This is a genomic window from Rhodanobacter sp. KK11 (assembly GCF_033345435.1).
Lineage (GTDB): Bacteria > Pseudomonadota > Gammaproteobacteria > Xanthomonadales > Rhodanobacteraceae > Rhodanobacter.
This window is the reverse complement of the sequence record NZ_JAWPMI010000003.1, coordinates 86396-102991: the sequence shown is the minus strand read 5'-3', so window position 1 is coordinate 102991 and position 16596 is coordinate 86396. Positions and strand designations below refer to the sequence as shown.

General features: G+C 67.0%; 13 protein-coding genes and 3 tRNA genes. 5 read left to right on the top strand and 11 right to left on the bottom strand.

The window, feature by feature from the left end; all coding sequences use genetic code 11:
- Window positions 1-157: 157 nt before the first annotated feature.
- From R5H19_RS08370 to R5H19_RS08355, 4 genes are all read right to left on the bottom strand, one after another.
- Window positions 158-835: a sigma-E factor negative regulatory protein gene (locus tag R5H19_RS08370; RefSeq protein WP_318158528.1), complete on the bottom strand. Its 678-nt coding sequence runs from the start codon at window positions 833-835 to the stop codon at window positions 158-160.
- Window positions 832-1425 carry an RNA polymerase sigma factor RpoE gene (gene rpoE, locus R5H19_RS08365; protein WP_318158527.1) on the bottom strand — a complete coding sequence of 198 codons (594 nt, stop codon included), beginning with the start codon at window positions 1423-1425 and terminating at the stop codon, window positions 832-834. Before rpoE ends, R5H19_RS08370 begins: the two co-directional genes overlap by 4 nt.
- A 212-nt stretch (window positions 1426-1637) precedes the next feature.
- A complete protein-coding gene (locus tag R5H19_RS08360) occupies window positions 1638-4205 on the bottom strand; it encodes a bifunctional diguanylate cyclase/phosphodiesterase (RefSeq protein WP_318158526.1) in 2568 nt (855 codons plus the stop codon).
- Window positions 4206-4218: 13 nt separating this feature from the next.
- Window positions 4219-4713: a hypothetical protein gene (locus R5H19_RS08355; RefSeq protein ID WP_318158525.1), complete on the bottom strand. Its 495-nt coding sequence runs from the start codon at window positions 4711-4713 to the stop codon at window positions 4219-4221.
- 203 nt (window positions 4714-4916) lie between these two features.
- Between R5H19_RS08355 and R5H19_RS08350 the strand changes: the two genes are divergently transcribed.
- Window positions 4917-6998: a 3-hydroxyacyl-CoA dehydrogenase NAD-binding domain-containing protein gene (locus R5H19_RS08350; RefSeq protein WP_318158524.1), complete on the top strand. Its 2082-nt coding sequence runs from the start codon at window positions 4917-4919 to the stop codon at window positions 6996-6998.
- 67 nt (window positions 6999-7065) lie between these two features.
- On the opposite strand, the gene R5H19_RS08345 is transcribed toward R5H19_RS08350, so the two are convergent.
- The 5 genes from R5H19_RS08345 to R5H19_RS08325 form a co-directional block, all read right to left on the bottom strand.
- A complete protein-coding gene (locus R5H19_RS08345) occupies window positions 7066-7632 on the bottom strand; it encodes a DUF2058 family protein (protein WP_318158523.1) in 567 nt (188 codons plus the stop codon).
- Between the two features lie 36 nt (window positions 7633-7668).
- Entirely contained in the window at window positions 7669-7893 is a 225-nt protein-coding gene (locus tag R5H19_RS08340) for a SlyX family protein (RefSeq protein ID WP_318158522.1), read from the bottom strand.
- Entirely contained in the window at window positions 7890-9233 is a 1344-nt protein-coding gene (locus R5H19_RS08335; RefSeq protein ID WP_318158521.1) for a UDP-glucose/GDP-mannose dehydrogenase family protein, read from the bottom strand. Before R5H19_RS08335 ends, R5H19_RS08340 begins: the two co-directional genes overlap by 4 nt.
- Before the next feature lie 136 nt (window positions 9234-9369).
- Window positions 9370-10119 carry an FKBP-type peptidyl-prolyl cis-trans isomerase gene (locus R5H19_RS08330; RefSeq protein WP_318158520.1) on the bottom strand — a complete coding sequence of 250 codons (750 nt, stop codon included), beginning with the start codon at window positions 10117-10119 and terminating at the stop codon, window positions 9370-9372.
- Window positions 10120-10291: 172 nt separating this feature from the next.
- Entirely contained in the window at window positions 10292-12064 is a 1773-nt protein-coding gene (locus R5H19_RS08325; protein ID WP_318158519.1) for a cation:proton antiporter, read from the bottom strand.
- 165 nt (window positions 12065-12229) lie between these two features.
- On the opposite strand from R5H19_RS08325, the gene R5H19_RS08320 reads away from it, so the two are divergent.
- The 3 genes from R5H19_RS08320 to R5H19_RS08310 all read left to right on the top strand — a co-directional run bounded on the left by R5H19_RS08320 (window position 12230) and on the right by R5H19_RS08310 (window position 12503).
- Window positions 12230-12305: transfer RNA gene (locus tag R5H19_RS08320), tRNA-Ala, on the top strand.
- A 9-nt stretch (window positions 12306-12314) separates the two neighbouring features.
- Window positions 12315-12390: transfer RNA gene (locus R5H19_RS08315), tRNA-Glu, on the top strand.
- 36 nt (window positions 12391-12426) lie between these two features.
- Window positions 12427-12503: transfer RNA gene (locus tag R5H19_RS08310), tRNA-Asp, on the top strand.
- 114 nt (window positions 12504-12617) lie between these two features.
- Here the strand turns inward: R5H19_RS08310 and R5H19_RS08305 are convergent.
- Both R5H19_RS08305 and R5H19_RS08300 read right to left on the bottom strand, forming a co-directional pair.
- Window positions 12618-13106: a DUF1249 domain-containing protein gene (locus R5H19_RS08305; protein WP_318158518.1), complete on the bottom strand. Its 489-nt coding sequence runs from the start codon at window positions 13104-13106 to the stop codon at window positions 12618-12620.
- Between the two features lie 27 nt (window positions 13107-13133).
- Window positions 13134-13949 carry a pyruvate, water dikinase regulatory protein gene (locus R5H19_RS08300; protein WP_318158517.1) on the bottom strand — a complete coding sequence of 272 codons (816 nt, stop codon included), beginning with the start codon at window positions 13947-13949 and terminating at the stop codon, window positions 13134-13136.
- Between the two features lie 222 nt (window positions 13950-14171).
- Between R5H19_RS08300 and ppsA the strand changes: the two genes are divergently transcribed.
- Window positions 14172-16544, top strand: coding sequence for a phosphoenolpyruvate synthase (gene ppsA, locus R5H19_RS08295; protein WP_318158516.1), 2373 nt, complete (start codon window positions 14172-14174; stop codon window positions 16542-16544).
- The last annotated feature ends 52 nt before the right edge of the window (window positions 16545-16596 follow it).

Below are 16596 nucleotides of genomic sequence, written 5' to 3'. Positions count from 1 at the left end.
CTTGGTTGATTTCGGCCGACAGGCTTCAAGTGGATGGGTAGCTTGGGTGACGCATGCCCGGTTTGGCCGGGCGCGCGCCACCGACCGCCCGGTGCAGACGGGTCGGTCGGACGAAGGGAGCAAAGGCAAGCCGCGGGCAACCACACGCGGACTCGCTTCATTGCGCGACAGCGGAAGCCCGGCGCGAGCGCGAAATGTCCGGCGCAGCCTGCTGTTCCGGGTCGAGCAGCAGCAGGTAGCTGCCGTCGTTGTTGTCGAGCGTGCGGTAGCGCGGCATCGACGGGTAACCGGGCAGGCGCCGCGCATAGGCCGGCTGGCCATGACCGAATGGCGTGCCGAAGGTGGCCGAGGCCTGCTGGCTGAGCAGGCCGGCGGAATTGCCGCTGAGCCATGGCGGTACGGCGGCAGGAGCGGCCGGCTTGTTGTTCGCCGGCACGGCGGCGACGACCGGACTGGCCTGCTGGGTGGTCGATGCGGTCAGACGTTCGGCATCGCCGGTCGGCTGGCCGATCATCAGTGCGGCGGCGGCCACGCTGGCGGCAATCACGCCGCCGGTGGACCAGTGCAGCCAGTGGTTGCGCCGGGAGGCGGCGGCCGGCTGCGATTCCTGTCCGATCGCCTGCATCACCCGCTCGGCAAAGTCGGGGCCGGCCAACGGCGGCAACTGCCGACGCAGGCTGTCGCGGGCGACGTGGTAGCGGGTCCATGCCTGTTGCAGCGAAGCGTCGTGGTCGAGCCGGCGCAGCAGGAAACGCAGCTGCTCCTTCGACAACTCGCCGTCGATGCCCGCGGAAAGGCTTTCCCGGATGTCCTGACTCTTGCCTGCCTGATTCATGTCTGATCCTTGCGGTCCGACAACAGGGGCCGCAGCTTCTCGTCGATCGCCTCGCGCGCCCGGAAGATGCGCGAACGCACCGTGCCGATCGGGCAGCCCATCGCTTCGGCGATTTCGTCGTAGCTGAGACCATCCACCTCGCGCAGCGTGATGGCGGTCCGCAGCTCTTCGGGCAAGGCTTGGACAGTGGAAAACACGGATTGTTCAATTTCCTGGCGCATCAGCTCGCGCTCGGGCGTGGCGCTGTCGTGCATGCGCTCGGCGCCGGCCATGAACTCCGCGTCGTCGGCGTCGATATCGCCGGACGGCGGGCGCCGGCCCATCGCCACCAGGTGGTTCTTGGCGGTGTTCACCGCGATCTTGTACAGCCAGGTGTAGAACGCGCTGTCGCCACGGAACGAACCGATCGCCCGCCACGCGCGGATGAACGACTCCTGGGCGATGTCCTCGCACTCGGCGTGGCTCCTCACGTAGCGGGAAACCAGTCCGACCACCTTGTGCTGGTATTTGCGCACCAGCAGGTCGAAGGCCCGCTTGTCTCCCTGCTGGACCCGCTCGACCAGCGCGCGATCCAGTTCATTTTCGCCCATCCGGGCCGTATCCGTCGTCAATGCCGTCTTCCGCTGCGGGAGCTGTTTTGAACTGAACGCGGCGCTCAGACCGTGGCCCGGCGCCCGAGTTCAACGTGTGCAGAGTATCGCCCCAACCTTAACGTACAGCCTGTTGGCCGGTTGTCATGCCGGCCGGATGCCGCGAACCCGCCGGGGCTGACCCCCCAGTCATGGGGGCGCCCGTCCGCCGCTCAAGCCAGCTCGGCAGCACGTCCCTCCAGCAGGCGCTGCCGTTCGGCCAGCAGCTTGTCGAAGCTGATCGGCTGCAACGGGCGGCAGAACAGGTAGCCCTGCAACTCGTCGCAACCATGCTGGCGCAAAAACTGCAGGTGCTGCTCGATCTCCACGCCCTCGGCCACCACGGCACGCTTCAGCCGGTGCGCCATTTCGATGGTGGCGCGCACGATCGCCTCGTCGTCGGGGTCCACCCCGATGTTGCGCACGAAGCTCTGGTCGATCTTGATGCGGTCGGCCGGCAGCCGGCGCAGGTAGTCCAGCGAGGCGGCGCCGGTGCCGAAATCGTCGATCGCGATATGGCAACCCAACTGGTGCAGCGCGTGCAGGTTCTCGACCAGGTTCGGCGCCTGCTTGATGCTGATGCTCTCGGTGATCTCCATCTCCAGCAGGGTGGGATCCAGCCCGGTGTCGCGCAGCACGGCGGCCACGGTGTCCAGCAGCTGCGGCTCCATCAGCTGCACCGCGGACAGGTTCACGCCCAGGCGCAGGCGCAGGCCGTAGCGCTGCTCCCACTCCTTCGCCTGGCGGCAGGCGGTGCGCATCACCCACTCGCCGATCGAGACGATCAGGCCGGTCTCCTCGGCCAGCGGGATGAACACCGCCGGACTGATCATGCCCAGCTCGGGATGCTCCCAGCGCACCAACGCCTCCATGCCCACGATGTCCTCGCTCTCGGCGTTGACCTGCGGCTGGTAGACCACGCGCAGCTCGCCGTTGCCCTCGGCGTGGCGCAGGCGCGTCTTCAGTGCCATGCCATGCTGCTGGGCGTACTCCGGGCTCACCTCGTAGATCTGGAAGGTGTTGCGGCCCCGGTGCTTGGCCGCGTACATCGCCTCGTCGGCATGCTTGAGCAAGGTCTGCGCATCGCCGGCATCGTCAGGGAAGAAGCTCAGGCCCATCGACGCGGTCACCTGCAGCTCGGTGCCGTCCTCCAGGAACAGCGGCGTCTCCATCACCTGCACGATCTTCTCCGCCACGCGCAGCACGTCGTCGTTCTTCACGATATGGCGCAGCACGATGGTGAACTCGTCGCCGGCATAGCGCGCCACCGTGTCGGAGGCGCGAATGCTGCCGCACAGGCGCTGGGTGACCGTACGCAGCACCTGGTCGCCGGCGGCATGGCCGTAGGTGTCGTTGATCGCCTTGAAGCGGTCGAGGTCGACAAACAGCACAGCGAAACACTCGCCGTTGCGGGTCGCCTCGCGGATGATGGTGTCCAGCCGGTCATTGAACAGCAGCCGGTTGGGCAGGCCGGTCAGGGCGTCCACCAGACCTTCGGCGCGGCCTTGTTCGCGGGTGCGGCCCAGCTCCAGCATCTGCGCGAAGCGCGCGGCGGCGCAGCGCAACACCGGCTCGATGATGCCGATCTTGCCGAAACCGTGCCGGCTGCCGGCCAGCATCGCGCCGAGCACGGTATGGCGCTCGTCGTACAGCGGCAGGCCGGCAAACCCGGCCAGGTCGAGCTGCTGCAGCAACGGGTCGACCCCGGCCAGTTTGCGCGCGTCGGTGCGGTACAGGATCGGCTTGCCGCCCAGCACCAGCTGCAACGAACTCTGCAACTGCGCCGGCGGCCACGACGGATCGTCGCCGTTCCACAGCTGCAGCAGTTGGACCGGTGCGTCGGCGCCGTCCTGGCGTGCCGACCAGACGGCCAGGTAATCCAGGCCCAGCTCGTCGAACAGCAGGCGCCCCGAGGCGGTCTGCGCATCGACGCCGCTGGTCGAGGCGAAGATGCGCGAAAGCAGCGACAGCGCCGCCTCCGCTCGCAGGTCGGCGCGATCGCTGCGAAACATCAGCGCCAGCGCCTCGCGCCCGGCATGCCGGATGCGCCGCACGCTGGCCTGGCCGGTATCAACCCCCACCGTCGATTTGCGCTGGCAGGGATACCAGCCGCGATTGGCCTCGGCCAGCACCTGGTCGATCGCGATACCCTCGAAACGCAGCACTTCGGCCAGCGGCATGCCCTCCCACTGGCTGGCATGCATGCGGCTGTGCCGTGCCACCGTGGGGCTGACCTCCAGCAGGCGCCCGCTTTGTGCATCGGCAATCAACCACTCGCTGTCGCCTTCCTCGAACACGTAGCGATAGTCATCGCTGGCGCCGCTGTCCGGCGTGGCAGCCACCGGGCGCGACCGCTGGCCGCCGGCCGCCTGCCAGCGCCGCCAGCGCGGCACCAGCTCGCTACCGATCTGCGCGACGGAAAGCCAGTCGGCGATGCCGGCCGGCAGGTCGACGGGATTCAGCGTGGCCTCCTCGTCCAGCACCACGATCAACGGCGTGTCGGCGCTGCCCGGCAGACGGCGCAACTGCTCGCAACCGATGCGCGCCTGCTGCTCGTCGCCGGCCAGTACCGTCACGATCAGTTGCAGCGGCGGCAGCGACGCACGCCCTTCCAACAGGATCGCCGCATGCGACACGTCACGTGCGCTGTAGATCTGCGGATAACCTGCCTGATCCAGCGCGTCGAACAGGCTGCGACGCAGCTCGCGTCGGGCGGCGACCACCAGGATGCCGGAATTCATCTGAGTGCCGACCTCAAACCAGCCATCGGCCATCACGCAGGCGCAGACGGCGCGGCTGGCTGTCCTCGCTGCCCACGCGTGTCGCCAGCTCGCCCAGGTGCTCGACCAGCGCCACCGGCGCGTCGATCAACACGACGCGACGCAGATGGCCCTTGGGCGCACGGGCAAGCTGGCGCAGCAGGGTGGCATCCATCGCCGACAGCGGAAGCTCCAACCCGAGCAGGAAGTACACGCCGAAATGCATGCTTTGCTGCATGTAGCGCAACGCATTCCCCAGCCGTTGGCAGTCCGGCACCCGCACTTGCGCATCGCGCAGGCTGCCCAGGCCGGTATCGGGTTGCCACAGGTACACCGCCTGCCCGGTATGCCGGGCGATCGCGCGGAACTGGTCAATCAGGGTGTGGACGTCCTTGCAGTCCAGCACCACCAGGCCGCTCGGAGCCGCCAGGATCCGCTCGAAAATCTCGGCGCCGGCTTGCGGTGGAACGGAGGCCAGTGCTGGAGTCATTGCGTCCCTGTCCTGCTGTGTCGGCGTTAGTGCGCCGGTAGGGCCGGCCGGATGGCGTCCGGCGCGCCGCGACAGGCAGCCTTGCCGGAGATGGCCCCGATTTCACACCGGCGCCTGTGCACGGTCAAGCAAGCACGTCACATCTCGCAATCAGGGCAGCAGGACGGTATGGTTCGGGCTTCGGCCACCAAGTCTGCACGCCCATGTTCGAAGGACTGCGTTTCAACCACTGGAAGACCAGCGTAGGCGACGACGGCGTCGTCACGCTGACCCTCGACCGCGCCGACAGCAGCGTGAACGCGATTTCGCGGGCCGTGCTGGACGAACTGGAGCAAATCGTCGAACGGCTGGCGATCGAGAAGCCGGCCGGCGTGATCGTGCATTCCGCCAAGCCGGCGGGGTTTGCCGTCGGTGCCGACATCAAGGCATTCGTCGAATACGCCAAGCAGGACAGCGTGCTGGAAAACATCGAGCATGGCCAGCGCGTCTATGAAGCGCTGGCGCGGCTGCCCTGCCCGACCGTGGCCGCCGTGCACGGCACCTGCATGGGCGGCGGCACCGAACTGATCCTGGCTTGCCGCCAGCGCATCGCCGCCGACGACGACAAGACGAAGATCGCCCTGCCCGAAGTGATGCTGGGCATCCATCCCGGCTGGGGCGGTACCGCGCGCCTGCCGCGGCTGATCGGCGCCACTGAAGCGCTGCCGTTGATGCTGACCGGCAAGTCGCTGTCGGCGAAGCGCGCGCTGGCCCTGGGCGTGGTCGACCGGCTGGCCCGCCCCGACGACCTGCTGGTCGAAGCGCGGCTGCTGCTGCGCCACCCGGCGACGCGCCCGTTCGCCCGGCGTGCCAAGGCCTGGGCCAGCAACAGCTGGCTGGCCCGACAGATCCTGGCGCCGATGGTGTACAAGCAGACCGCCGCGAAGGTGCGCAAGGAACATTACCCCGCCCCGTTCGCGATGATCGACGTCTGGCGGCGCGGCGGCTCGGCCATCCGGCAGCGGCTGAAGATCGAGGCGCGCTCGGTGGCGAAGCTGGCGCAGTCGCCGACCGCGCAGAACCTGATCCGGATCTTCTTCCTGCAGGAACGGCTGAAGGGCCAGGGCGGCGGCACCGAGCACGGCATCACGCACGTGCACGTGGTCGGCGCCGGTGTGATGGGCGGCGACATCGCGGCATGGGTGGCGCTCAAGGGCTTCGAGGTGACCCTGCAGGACCGCGAGATGAAATTCGTCCAGCCCGCGCTGGACCGTGCCCGGGCGCTGTACGAGAAGAAGCTGAAGGCGCCGGAAAAGGTCGAGGCGGCCATGCGCCGCCTGCGCGCGGACGTCGAGGGCAGCGGCGCGGCCTCGGCCGAGCTGGCGATCGAGGCGATCTACGAGAATGCGCGGGCGAAGGAAGCGCTGTATGCCAGCATCGAACCGCAGTTCCAGGCCGACGAAATCCTCGCCAGCAACACCTCCAGCATTCCGCTGGACGAGCTGCGCAAGGGCCTGAAGGCGCCGCAGCGCTTCCTCGGCCTGCACTTCTTCAACCCGGTGGCGCAGATGCCGCTGATCGAAGTGGTGCGCCACGACATGCTCGACCCGGCCGTCGAGAAGCGCGCGCTGGCATTCTGCAAGGCGATCGGCAAGCTGCCGGTGGCGGTCAAGGGCACGCCGGGTTTCCTGGTCAACCGCATCCTGATGCCCTACCTGCTCGAAGCGATGCGCCTGTACAGCGAGGGCGTGCCCGGCCCGGTGCTGGACCGCGAGGCGAAGAAATTCGGCATGCCGATGGGGCCGATCGAGTTGGCCGACACCGTCGGCCTGGACGTCTGCGCCTCGGTAGGCAAGGAACTGGCGCCGTTCCTGGGCCTGGAACTGCCGCCGGGGCTGGACGAGAAACTCGCGACCGGCAAGCGCGGCAAGAAGGACGGTCAGGGCCTGTACGTGTGGCAGGACGGCAAGCCGGAGAAGCCCGAGGTCGACAAGGACTACGTGACGCCACCGGACGTGCAGGAACGGATGATCCTGCCGATGGTCAACGAAGCCATTGCCTGCCTCGCCGACGGTGTGGTCGACGACGCCGACCTGCTCGACGCCGGGGTGATCTTCGGCACCGGCTTCGCGCCGTTCCGCGGTGGCCCGATCCAGTACGCGCGCAGCGAAGGCGCGGACAAGCTCAAGGCCCGGCTCGAACAGCTGGCGCAGCGCTACGGCGACCGCTTCAAGCCGAAGCACGGCTGGGAGCTTCCGGCGCTGGCGCAGAATGGTTTCGCGTTGCCGGCCGCATCCGTCGACTGAACGATTCGCGACGACCGGCACGAAAACGCCCGGCATGGCCGGGCGTTTTCGTTGACGAAGGCCGGTATCACCACATCAGGTCGTCGGGCACGCCATCGTCGCCCGTACCGGCGGCATTCGGATCGACCAGCAGGGCCAGCTGGTGCGGGTCGATGTCGCGCACCTGTTCGGCGACCTCGCGGCTGACCAGCAGATAGCGGCCGCCCTGCTGCACAACGCCCAGCTCGCCGGCGTTGAGCGCCGCCAGCTGCGCGGCGTCCACGTGCACCCGGCGGATCTTGCCGCCGTACTCGAAGTTGCGCGGCTGCTCGGCCTCTGCCTTGTTCAGCGCCTTGCCTTCGAGCAGTTGCTGGATCCGCTGCTTGCGCTCGCGCCGCAGCCTGGCCTGCTCGGCGGCCTCGCGCTCGATCCGCTGGCGTTCGCGGGCTTCGGTCTGGGCGCGCAGCGCATACGCCTTGGCCAGGTCAATGTCCTGCTGACTCTGCTCCGATGGCCGGGCGGCGTGCGGTTTGCCGCCCTTGCGCGCGGGCTTGCCGGGCGGCAGGGTCGGGCGCTTCGGCTCGCGCGCCCGGTCCTGCTGGACCTGTTTGACGATGCCGCTCTTGAGCAGCTGATCGCGCAGGGAATCGGCCATACGTGTTCCGGGATCGACGGTCTGGATGGGTTCGGGTCAGTAATGCGGTGGTGGCGGCTCGTTGTGCGGATCGTCGCCTTGCGCGATGCGCAGCGATGCCATCTCGCCACGCAGGTCGCGCAGGGCGCGCTCCAGCACGGCAATGCGCTGCGCCTGGTCGGCGTCCGCCGTGGTCAGCGCCTGCACCGCCTCATCGATGAAGGTCAGCTTGACCTCCAACTCGTCGAGCCGCCGGGCAAGCATGTCGTCCGGGCCGTTCATCGTGCCACTTGCAGGCTGCGGCCACGGCCGATGCCGTAGTAGGCCAGGCCCGCCTCCTCCACCGCCACCGGGTCGTACAGGTTGCGCCCGTCGAAGACCGCCGGCACGGCCAGCGCGGCGCGGATCGCCGCGAAATCCGGACTGCGGAACGTTTTCCACTCGGTGACCACGGCCAGCACGTCGGCACCCTGCAGGGCATCCATGGCGTGCTCGCACAGCACCAGATCGTCGCGGTCGCCGTACAGGCGTCGCGCTTCCTCGCGCGCCTCCGGATCGAACGCACGGACCTTCGCGCCGGCATTCCACAGTTGTTCCATCAGGCGCCGGCTGGGAGCTTCGCGCATGTCGTCGGTATTCGGCTTGAACGCCAGCCCCCACAGCGCGACCGTCCTGCCGGCCAGCCTGCCGTCGAGATGGCGCGAGATCAGCTCGAACAGCTTGCCCTTCTGCTGCCGGTTGACCGCTTCCACCGCGCCGAGCAGGCGCGCCTCGTAACCATGGGCATGCGCGGTGCGCTCCAGCGCCTGCACGTCCTTGGGGAAGCACGAGCCGCCGTATCCGGCACCCGGATAGATGAAGCTGTAGCCGATGCGCGGATCGGAGCCGATGCCGTGGCGTACCAGTTCCACGTCGGCGCCCACCCGCTCGGCGATGTTCGCGATCTCGTTCATGAAACTGATCTTGGTCGCCAGCATCGCGTTGGCGGCGTACTTGGTCAGCTCGGCCGAGCGCTCGTCCATCACCACCATGCGGTCGTGATTGCGGTTGAATGGCGCGTACAGCTTGCGCAGCAACGCCACCGCACGCTCACTGGATGCCCCCACGATGATGCGATCGGGGCGCAGGCAGTCTTCCACCGCCGCGCCTTCCTTCAGGAACTCCGGGTTCGACACCACGTCGAACTCCACCGTAGCCCGGCGCGCCGCCAGCTCGGCCGCGACGGCCTCGCGCACGCGATCGGCGGTACCCACCGGCACGGTCGACTTGTTCACCACCACGGCGTAGCGGTCCAGGTGGCGGCCAATCGTGCCGGCCACCTTCTGCACGTACTGCAGATCGGCACTGCCGTCCTCGTCCGGCGGCGTGCCGACGGCGATGAAGATCAGCTCGCCGTGGGCGATGGCCGGCGCCGCCTCAACGGTGAAGTCGAGCCGGCCGCCGGCATGGTTGCGCAGCACGATTTCTTCCAGACCCGGTTCGTAGATCGGAATCTCGCCGCGTTTCAGCCGCTCGACCTTGCCCGCGTCGATGTCGACGCAGACCACGTGGTTGCCCATTTCGGCCAGACAGGCACCGGTGACCAGGCCCACATAGCCGGTACCGAAAATGGTGACTTTCATCATCGTTGCAGCAGTCCCTTGGACGTTAGCCGCCTATTCTAACCACTCGGACGCACGGCGCCCGCCGGCGGCGGAAAAGCAGAAGGGCGCGAATCGCTTCGCGCCCTTCCCGGTTACCGGATGGCGGCGAACCTGATTACTTGCCGCCCGGAGCCGCGCCTGCCGGGGTCGGGCCGGTCTTGACCAGGGTCACGTCGAAGATCAGCGTGGCGTTCGGTGGCATCGGCGGCTGTGGCTCGGCGCCGTAGGCCAGCGCGGCCGGGATGAACAGCTTGTAATGGCCGCCCACCTGCATCAGCTGCAGGCCTTCGCGGAAGCCGGGGATCACGCCGGCCAGCGGAATCTTGGCCGCGCCCGGCGGATTGTGCTTGTCGGAGGCATCGAACACCTGGCCGTCGACGAAGCTGCCGGTGTAGTTGATCTCGACCGTGTCGTTCGGACCCGGACGGGCGCCCGTGCCCTGGCTGAGCACCTGGTACTGCAGGCCCGACGCCGTGGTCTTCACGCCCGGCGCGGTCTTGTTCTTGGCCAGGAAGGCGTCGCCTTCGGCCTTGTTCTTGGCCGCCAGTTTGGTCATCTCGGCCTGGTACTTGGCCTGGATCTTGGCCATGAAGGCTTCGTGCACCTGCTTGGCCTCGGCTTCGCTCATGGTCGGCTTCTGGCCGGACAGCGCCGCCTTAACCGCATTGGCCACCGCATTCGGATCCAGTTCGTCGCGCATGATCGGCGGAACCTGGGAAGCAATCTCCCAACCCACAACATAGCTGGCCTTCGCCTTGTCGACGGTGCCGGCAGCGCCGGCCGTCTGGGCGGCGACGCCGGCCGTCATGCCCAACGCAACGGCCATCGCGGCCGCCATCAGCGTGGGACGCAGAAAGTGCTTCATTCGTAACTCCCTCAATGTATGGATATGCCGGTATCGCCGGCCGGCCCCCCGCTGGAGGCAGGCCCCGCATTGTGCGGTGCTTGCCCGGTCTTGGCAACGAGCCCGGCTTCAGACCGTCAGTCGGGATAAAGGTTCACGCTCGTGCCGGATCAGGATTCCCTGCGGCAGGCGCTCAACCGCCGGGCCCGGCGTCCGGCGGGCCCGGCTTCTCGATGGTGTCGCGCAGCGCTGCCTGCAGGCGCGCATGGACCTGCACCAGCACGCGCCACAGCAGCCAGGTCAGCAGCAGGCCCACCAGCAGCAGTACGACCGCCACCTCGCGCGGCGGCAGGATGGTCGAAGCCAGCGCCGCCACCAGCAAGCCCAGCAACACCATCGCCGCGAGGGGAACGATCCGGGCCAGCACCGCACGGATGCGCAGGGTGTTCGTACCGCCCAGCCGCTCGGGAATGCCCAGCTCGGCCAGCAGCATGCCGAGCGCGGCTGCCTTGCGGTAGGCCGCCACGATCATCGGCAGCGACAGCAGCGCAGCCAGCGACCAGGCCACGCTGCGGGCTATCTGGCGATGCCCGGCCATGGGCCCCCAGTCGAACACGTCGCGCCGGTACAGATAGGCCATCAGCAGGAACGCCGCCACCACCAGCATCATGTTGATGGCCACGTGCCAGACCAGCCGACGGATCATCTTCGCGACCATCGCGCCCTGCCCGCCCAGGCTGACGCTGCCCATCCACTCGGTGTAGGCGGCGAACATGCCGGTAAAGCCGGCGGGCAAGCGACGCGTCAACCCGCGCGCCAGCGGATCGGAGGCGCGGATCAGGTACGGCGTCAGGAAGGTGGTGACCGCCGAGACCGCCACCGCCACCGGATACAGGAACTTGCTGGTCACGTTCAGGCTGAGCCCCAGCGAAGCGATCACGAACGAGAACTCGCCGATCTGCGCCAGCCCCATGCCCACCCGCAGCGAAGTGCGGCCGTCGTTGCCGGTGATGAAGATGCCGAAGCTGCAGCTGATCACCTTGCCGATCACCAGCGCGATCGTCACCACGGTGATCGGCCAGGCGTACTGCACCAGCAGGGCCGGGTCGATCAACATGCCGATCGCCACGAAGAACACCGCGCTGAACATGTCGCGCACCGGGCCGATGATCCGTTCGATCCGCTCCATGCAGGCTGCCTCGCCGACGATCGCGCCGATCATGAAGGCGCCCAGCGCAATGCTGTAGCCCATCTCGGTGACCAGCAGGCAGAAGCCGAAGCAGATGCCGAGCACCGCCACCAGCAGCACGTCGTCGCGACTGACCCTGGCGATGTAGTCGACCACCCGCGGCACCAGCAGCAGGCCGACCACCAGCGACACCGCCATGAACAGGGCGAGTCGCCCGATCGCCGCCATCGCCTCGCCGGCCTCGACGTCGCCGGTGCTGGCGATGCCGGTGAGCAACGCCATTAGCACGATCGCCAGCACGTCCTCGATGATCAGGATGCCGAACATCAGCTGCGCGAAGCGTTCGCGTTTGAGATCGAGGTCGTCCAGCGCCTTCATGATGACCGTGGTGGACGACATCGACAGCATCGCGCCGAGGAACAGCGAGTCCATCGCGCGCCAGCCGAAGAAGCGGCCGATCTCGTAGCCGATCCACAGCATCAGCACGATCTCGCACAACGCCGCGACCAGCGCCGGGCCGCCCACGGCGCGCAGTTTCTTCAGACTGAATTCCAGGCCCAGCGCGAACAGCAACATGATCATGCCGAGCTCGGCCAGGGTGCGGATGGTCTGTTCGTTGTGGATGAACACCACCGGCAGCATGTACGGGCCGATCAGCACGCCGGCGATGATGTAGCCGAGTACGACCGGCTGGCGCAGGCGCTGGAAAACCACCGTGGTCAGGCCGGCAACCAGCATGACCGTGGCAAGGTCCTGGATGAACTGCAGGTCGTGCATAAAGGATCCGGGAGGGACGCCTGAAGACTAGCAGCCGTGTGCGCAGGCACGCAGCAACCGGACACGACTTCCGAAACCACGTCGATTGAAAATATTTGAAATTATTTCGCCGCGGGCGCTTGACGAACTTGTGATCCGCACCTATTCTTCTCGGCTTCCAGCGGCGGGGCCATAGCTCAGCTGGGAGAGCGCCTGCATGGCATGCAGGAGGTCGGCGGTTCGATCCCGCCTGGCTCCACCAACTTAATCCGTCCCCATCGTCTAGAGGCCTAGGACATCACCCTTTCACGGTGGCGACCGGGGTTCGAATCCCCGTGGGGACGCCAAGTTGGCCCGCGGAAGCTGGTAGCCGTTGCATATGCGGAGTGGTAGTTCAGTCGGTTAGAATGCTGGCCTGTCACGCCGGAGGTCGCGGGTTCGAGTCCCGTCCACTCCGCCATTATTCAAGCCAAAAAGCCCGCCTTGCGCGGGCTTTTTGCTGCGGTGTCAGTGTCTTTGTGCGCTCATTCCTGAGCGCGGTAAAGTCAAAAGGCGGCCATCCCTGGTCGCACTCTCAATCAAAACCACCCTCTTCCGACCATCCGCGCTGCGGCCGCAGCGTGCCGACGGAGTGACCCTGCTCGGCCAGGTATTCCAGCCAGCGCGACAGGAACCCGTTCATGCGCAGGCGATGCTGGAACACGGTATGCGCCGGCGAAAACGGGCCCAGCACCTGCCACAGGTGGCGGCCGGGATGGCAATGCAGGGCCTCCGCCACATGCGCATCGGTATACATGCGCAACTGTGCCGACGGCGCGCGCCGGCCGGTGTGCGCGTCCATGAAGTCGTAGGTGAGTTCCAGCTCCAGCGTGTACGGATGGCATTCCTGCAGATGCAGATGCACGTCGAGCCCGTCGCCCGCATCGGACACGTAACGGCCCGGCGCCAGCTGCTGCGGCGCGAACAGCCGCGTCAACCGGTGGTAGTTTTCGGCATACAGCCCCATCAGGAACTCGAAGCGTCCGGGCAGCAGGCTGTTGCGGTTGTCCAGTACGACGCTCATGACGGGCACGCAAACTCCAGGCGGCGATCAGAACATGGTCCGCTCGATGCCGAAGCGGTCGAAAATCTTGCTGGCGATTTCCTCGATCGACACATGCGTGGTGTTCAGGCTGGGGATGCCGGCCTGGCGCATCAGCCGGTCGGCCTGTTCCAGTTCCCAGCGACACTGCTGCAAGGTGGCGTAACGGCTGCCGGCGCGGCGCTGCTCGCGGATCTGCGCCAGACGCACCGGCTCGATGGTCAGGCCGTACAGCCGATCCCGGTACGGGCGCAGGCGCGGCGGCAATTCGAGCTTCTCGAGATCCTCGTCGGTCAGCGGATAATTGGCGGCGCGCACGCCGTAATGCAAGGCCATGTAGAGGCAGGTCGGCGTCTTGCCGGAACGCGACACGCCGACCAGGATCAGGTCGGCCTCGGCGTAGTTCACGTCGATGCCGTCGTCGTGCGAGAGCGCGTAGTTGGTCGCGTTGATGCGCGCCTCGTACTTGTCGAAATCGACCAGGCCGTGCGAACGGTTCACCAGCCCGGTGCGCTTGGTTCCCAGTTCGTCCTCCAGCGGTCCGATGAACGGCGCGAACACGTCCAGCATCAAGGCACCGCTGGCGGCGACGATCTCGCACAGCGCACGGTCGGCCATGGTGTTGACCACGATCGGCCGCTGCCCGCTCTGCGCGTAATTGGTCTTGATCCGCAGCGCAGCGGTTTCTGCCTTGTGCGCGTTGTCGGTGAACGGCAACCGATGCTTGTCGAAGCGCACGCCCTCGAACTGCGCCAGGATGCTGTTGCCGATCGTCTCCGCGGTAATGCCGGTGGAGTCTGAGATGAAGAAAACCGTTCGTTGCATGCCGGGTCCTGCTTGGAGGGAGGCGTCTGGCGGCACCTTAGCGCAAGCGGGAAATCCACCGCCAGCTGACTGGTATGCCGTTGGAATGACATCTGCCGGCAATGGTCTTCTTGTGCCGCGCACCATCCGCGACGGACAATACCAGTTCTTTGCAACCCGCTCCGGGCCTTCATGCCGCGCCCATTCCACTTATCTGCAGTGCTTTCCCTTAAGGAGACACCCTTGAACGACCTGGTGCTTTGGCTCGACCAACTGCGCATGACCGACCTGGGCAAGGTCGGCGGCAAGAATGCCTCGCTCGGCGAGATGATCGGCAACCTCGCCAAACTCGGCGTGTCGGTGCCCGGCGGTTTCGCCACCACCGCCAGCGCGTTCCAGCAATACCTGGAAAAGAGCGGCCTGGCCCGGCGCATCCAGGAACGGCTCGCGTCGCTCGACGTCGACGACGTCGATACCCTGGTGGCGGCCGGCAAGGAGATCCGCGGCTGGATCGTCGACACCGCCCTGCCCGCCGAACTGGAACAGGCGATCCGCGAGGCCTACGTCAAGCTGTGCAAGGACGCCGGCGCCGACGACATCGCGGTCGCGGTTCGTTCCTCTGCGACCGCCGAAGACCTGCCCGACGCCTCGTTCGCCGGCCAGCAGGAAACCTTCCTCAACGTGGTCGGCATCGACGACGTGCTGCACAAAGTCAAGGAAGTCTTCGCCTCGCTGTACAACGACCGCGCCATCGCCTACCGCGTGCACCAGGGCTTCAAGCACGAGGATGTGTTCCTGTCCGCCGGCGTGCAGTTGATGGTGCGCTCGGATGTGGGCGCCTCCGGTGTGCTGTTCACGCTGGACACCGAGTCGGGCTTCCGCGACGTGGTGTTCGTCACCGGCAGCTACGGCCTCGGCGAGATGGTCGTGCAGGGCGCGGTCAACCCGGACGAGTTCTATGTGTTCAAGCCGACCCTGAAGGCCGGCAAGCCCGCCCTGCTGCGCCGCAGCCTCGGCGCCAAGCAGCAGCGCATGGTGTATTCGAGCGCGCCGGGCGAACGGGTGAAGATCGAGGAGACCCCGGCCGATTTGCGCAGCAGGTTCTGCATCAGCGACGCCGACGTGCAGGAGCTGGCCAAGCAGGCACTGGTCATCGAACAGCATTACGGCCGCCCGATGGACGTCGAGTGGGCGAAGGACGGCAACACCGGCAAGCTGTACATCGTGCAGGCGCGCCCGGAGACGGTGAAGTCGCGCGCCCACGCCACTCAGCTCGAACGCTTCCAGCTCAACGAAAAAGGCAAGGTGCTCGCCGCGGGTCGTGCCATCGGCCAGAAGATCGGCGCCGGCAAGGCGCGCGTGATCCGCTCGCTGGCGGACATGAACAAGGTGCAGAACGGCGACGTGCTGATTGCCGACATGACCGATCCCGACTGGGAGCCGGTGATGAAGCGCGCCTCGGCGATCGTCACCAACCGCGGCGGCCGCACCTGCCACGCGGCGATCATCGCCCGCGAGCTGGGCGTGCCGGCCGTGGTCGGCACCGGCAACGCGCTGGAGCTGATCCCGGACGGCGTCGACGTCACCGTGTCTTGCGCCGAGGGCGACACCGGCTCCATCTACGAAGGCCGCCTGAAGTTCGAGCGCATCACCGCCGACCTCGGCGCGATGCCCGAGGCGCCGCTGAAGATCATGATGAACGTGGCCAACCCCGAGCGCGCGTTCGACTTCGGCATGCTGCCGAACGCCGGCATCGGCCTGGCCCGTTTGGAAATGATCATCGCCAGCCACATCGGCGTGCATCCGAAGGCGCTGCTGGAATACGCCAAGCAGGACGCCGAGACGAAGAAGAAGATCGACGAGCGCATGGCCGGCTACGCCGACCCGGTGTCGTTCTACGTCGACCGCCTCGCCGAGGGCATCGCCACCATCGCCGCCTCGGTCTACCCGAAGCCGGTGATCGTGCGCCTGTCCGACTTCAAGTCCAACGAATACGCCGGCCTGATCGGCGGCTCGCGCTACGAGCCGCACGAGGAAAACCCGATGATCGGCTTCCGCGGCGCCAGCCGCTACGTCGATCCGAGTTTCGACGCGGCATTCGCGCTGGAGTGCCGGGCGGTCAAGCACGTGCGCGAAGTGATGGGTCTGACCAACGTGTGGGTGATGATCCCGTTCGTGCGCACGCTGGGCGAGGGCCGCAAGGTGATCGAGGTACTGGCGAAGAACGGCCTGAAGCAGGGCGAGCACGAGCTCAAGGTCATCATGATGTGCGAGGTGCCGTCGAACGCCCTGATGGCCGACGAGTTCCTCGACATCTTCGACGGCTTCTCGATCGGTTCCAACGACCTCACCCAGCTCACCCTGGGCCTCGATCGCGACTCCAGCATTGTCGCCGGCCTGTTCGACGAACGCGACCCGGCAGTGAAGAAGCTGCTGGCGATGGCGATCAAGACCGCCCGCGCCAAGGGCAAGTACATCGGCATCTGCGGCCAGGGCCCGAGCGATCACCCCGATCTGGCCGAATGGCTGATGGAACAGGGCATCGAATCGGTGTCGCTGAACCCGGACACGGTCGTCGACACCTGGCTGCGGCTGGCGAAAAAGAAGGCCGGTTGAGCCGCCGCCGAACGCGCGCATTCACGCCACAGACGCCCGCAGGACCGGAATT

Excerpts from the sequence above, each read along its gene's own strand:
- R5H19_RS08330 (WP_318158520.1), bottom strand. The coding sequence starts at position 10,119 with ATGAAGCACTTTCTGCGTCCCACGCTGATGGCGGCCGCGATGGCCGTT.
- R5H19_RS08360 (WP_318158526.1), bottom strand. The coding sequence starts at position 4,205 with ATGAATTCCGGCATCCTGGTGGTCGCCGCCCGACGCGAGCTGCGTCGC.
- R5H19_RS08355 (WP_318158525.1), bottom strand. The coding sequence starts at position 4,713 with ATGACTCCAGCACTGGCCTCCGTTCCACCGCAAGCCGGCGCCGAGATT.
- R5H19_RS08305 (WP_318158518.1), bottom strand. The coding sequence starts at position 13,106 with ATGAGCGTCGTACTGGACAACCGCAACAGCCTGCTGCCCGGACGCTTC.
- R5H19_RS08370 (WP_318158528.1), bottom strand. The coding sequence starts at position 835 with ATGAATCAGGCAGGCAAGAGTCAGGACATCCGGGAAAGCCTTTCCGCG.
- R5H19_RS08350 (WP_318158524.1), top strand. The coding sequence starts at position 4,917 with ATGTTCGAAGGACTGCGTTTCAACCACTGGAAGACCAGCGTAGGCGAC.
- R5H19_RS08340 (WP_318158522.1), bottom strand. The coding sequence starts at position 7,893 with ATGAACGGCCCGGACGACATGCTTGCCCGGCGGCTCGACGAGTTGGAG.
- R5H19_RS08335 (WP_318158521.1), bottom strand. The coding sequence starts at position 9,233 with ATGAAAGTCACCATTTTCGGTACCGGCTATGTGGGCCTGGTCACCGGT.
- rpoE (WP_318158527.1), bottom strand. The coding sequence starts at position 1,425 with ATGGGCGAAAATGAACTGGATCGCGCGCTGGTCGAGCGGGTCCAGCAG.
- R5H19_RS08325 (WP_318158519.1), bottom strand. The coding sequence starts at position 12,064 with ATGCACGACCTGCAGTTCATCCAGGACCTTGCCACGGTCATGCTGGTT.
- R5H19_RS08300 (WP_318158517.1), bottom strand. The coding sequence starts at position 13,949 with ATGCAACGAACGGTTTTCTTCATCTCAGACTCCACCGGCATTACCGCG.
- R5H19_RS08345 (WP_318158523.1), bottom strand. The coding sequence starts at position 7,632 with ATGGCCGATTCCCTGCGCGATCAGCTGCTCAAGAGCGGCATCGTCAAA.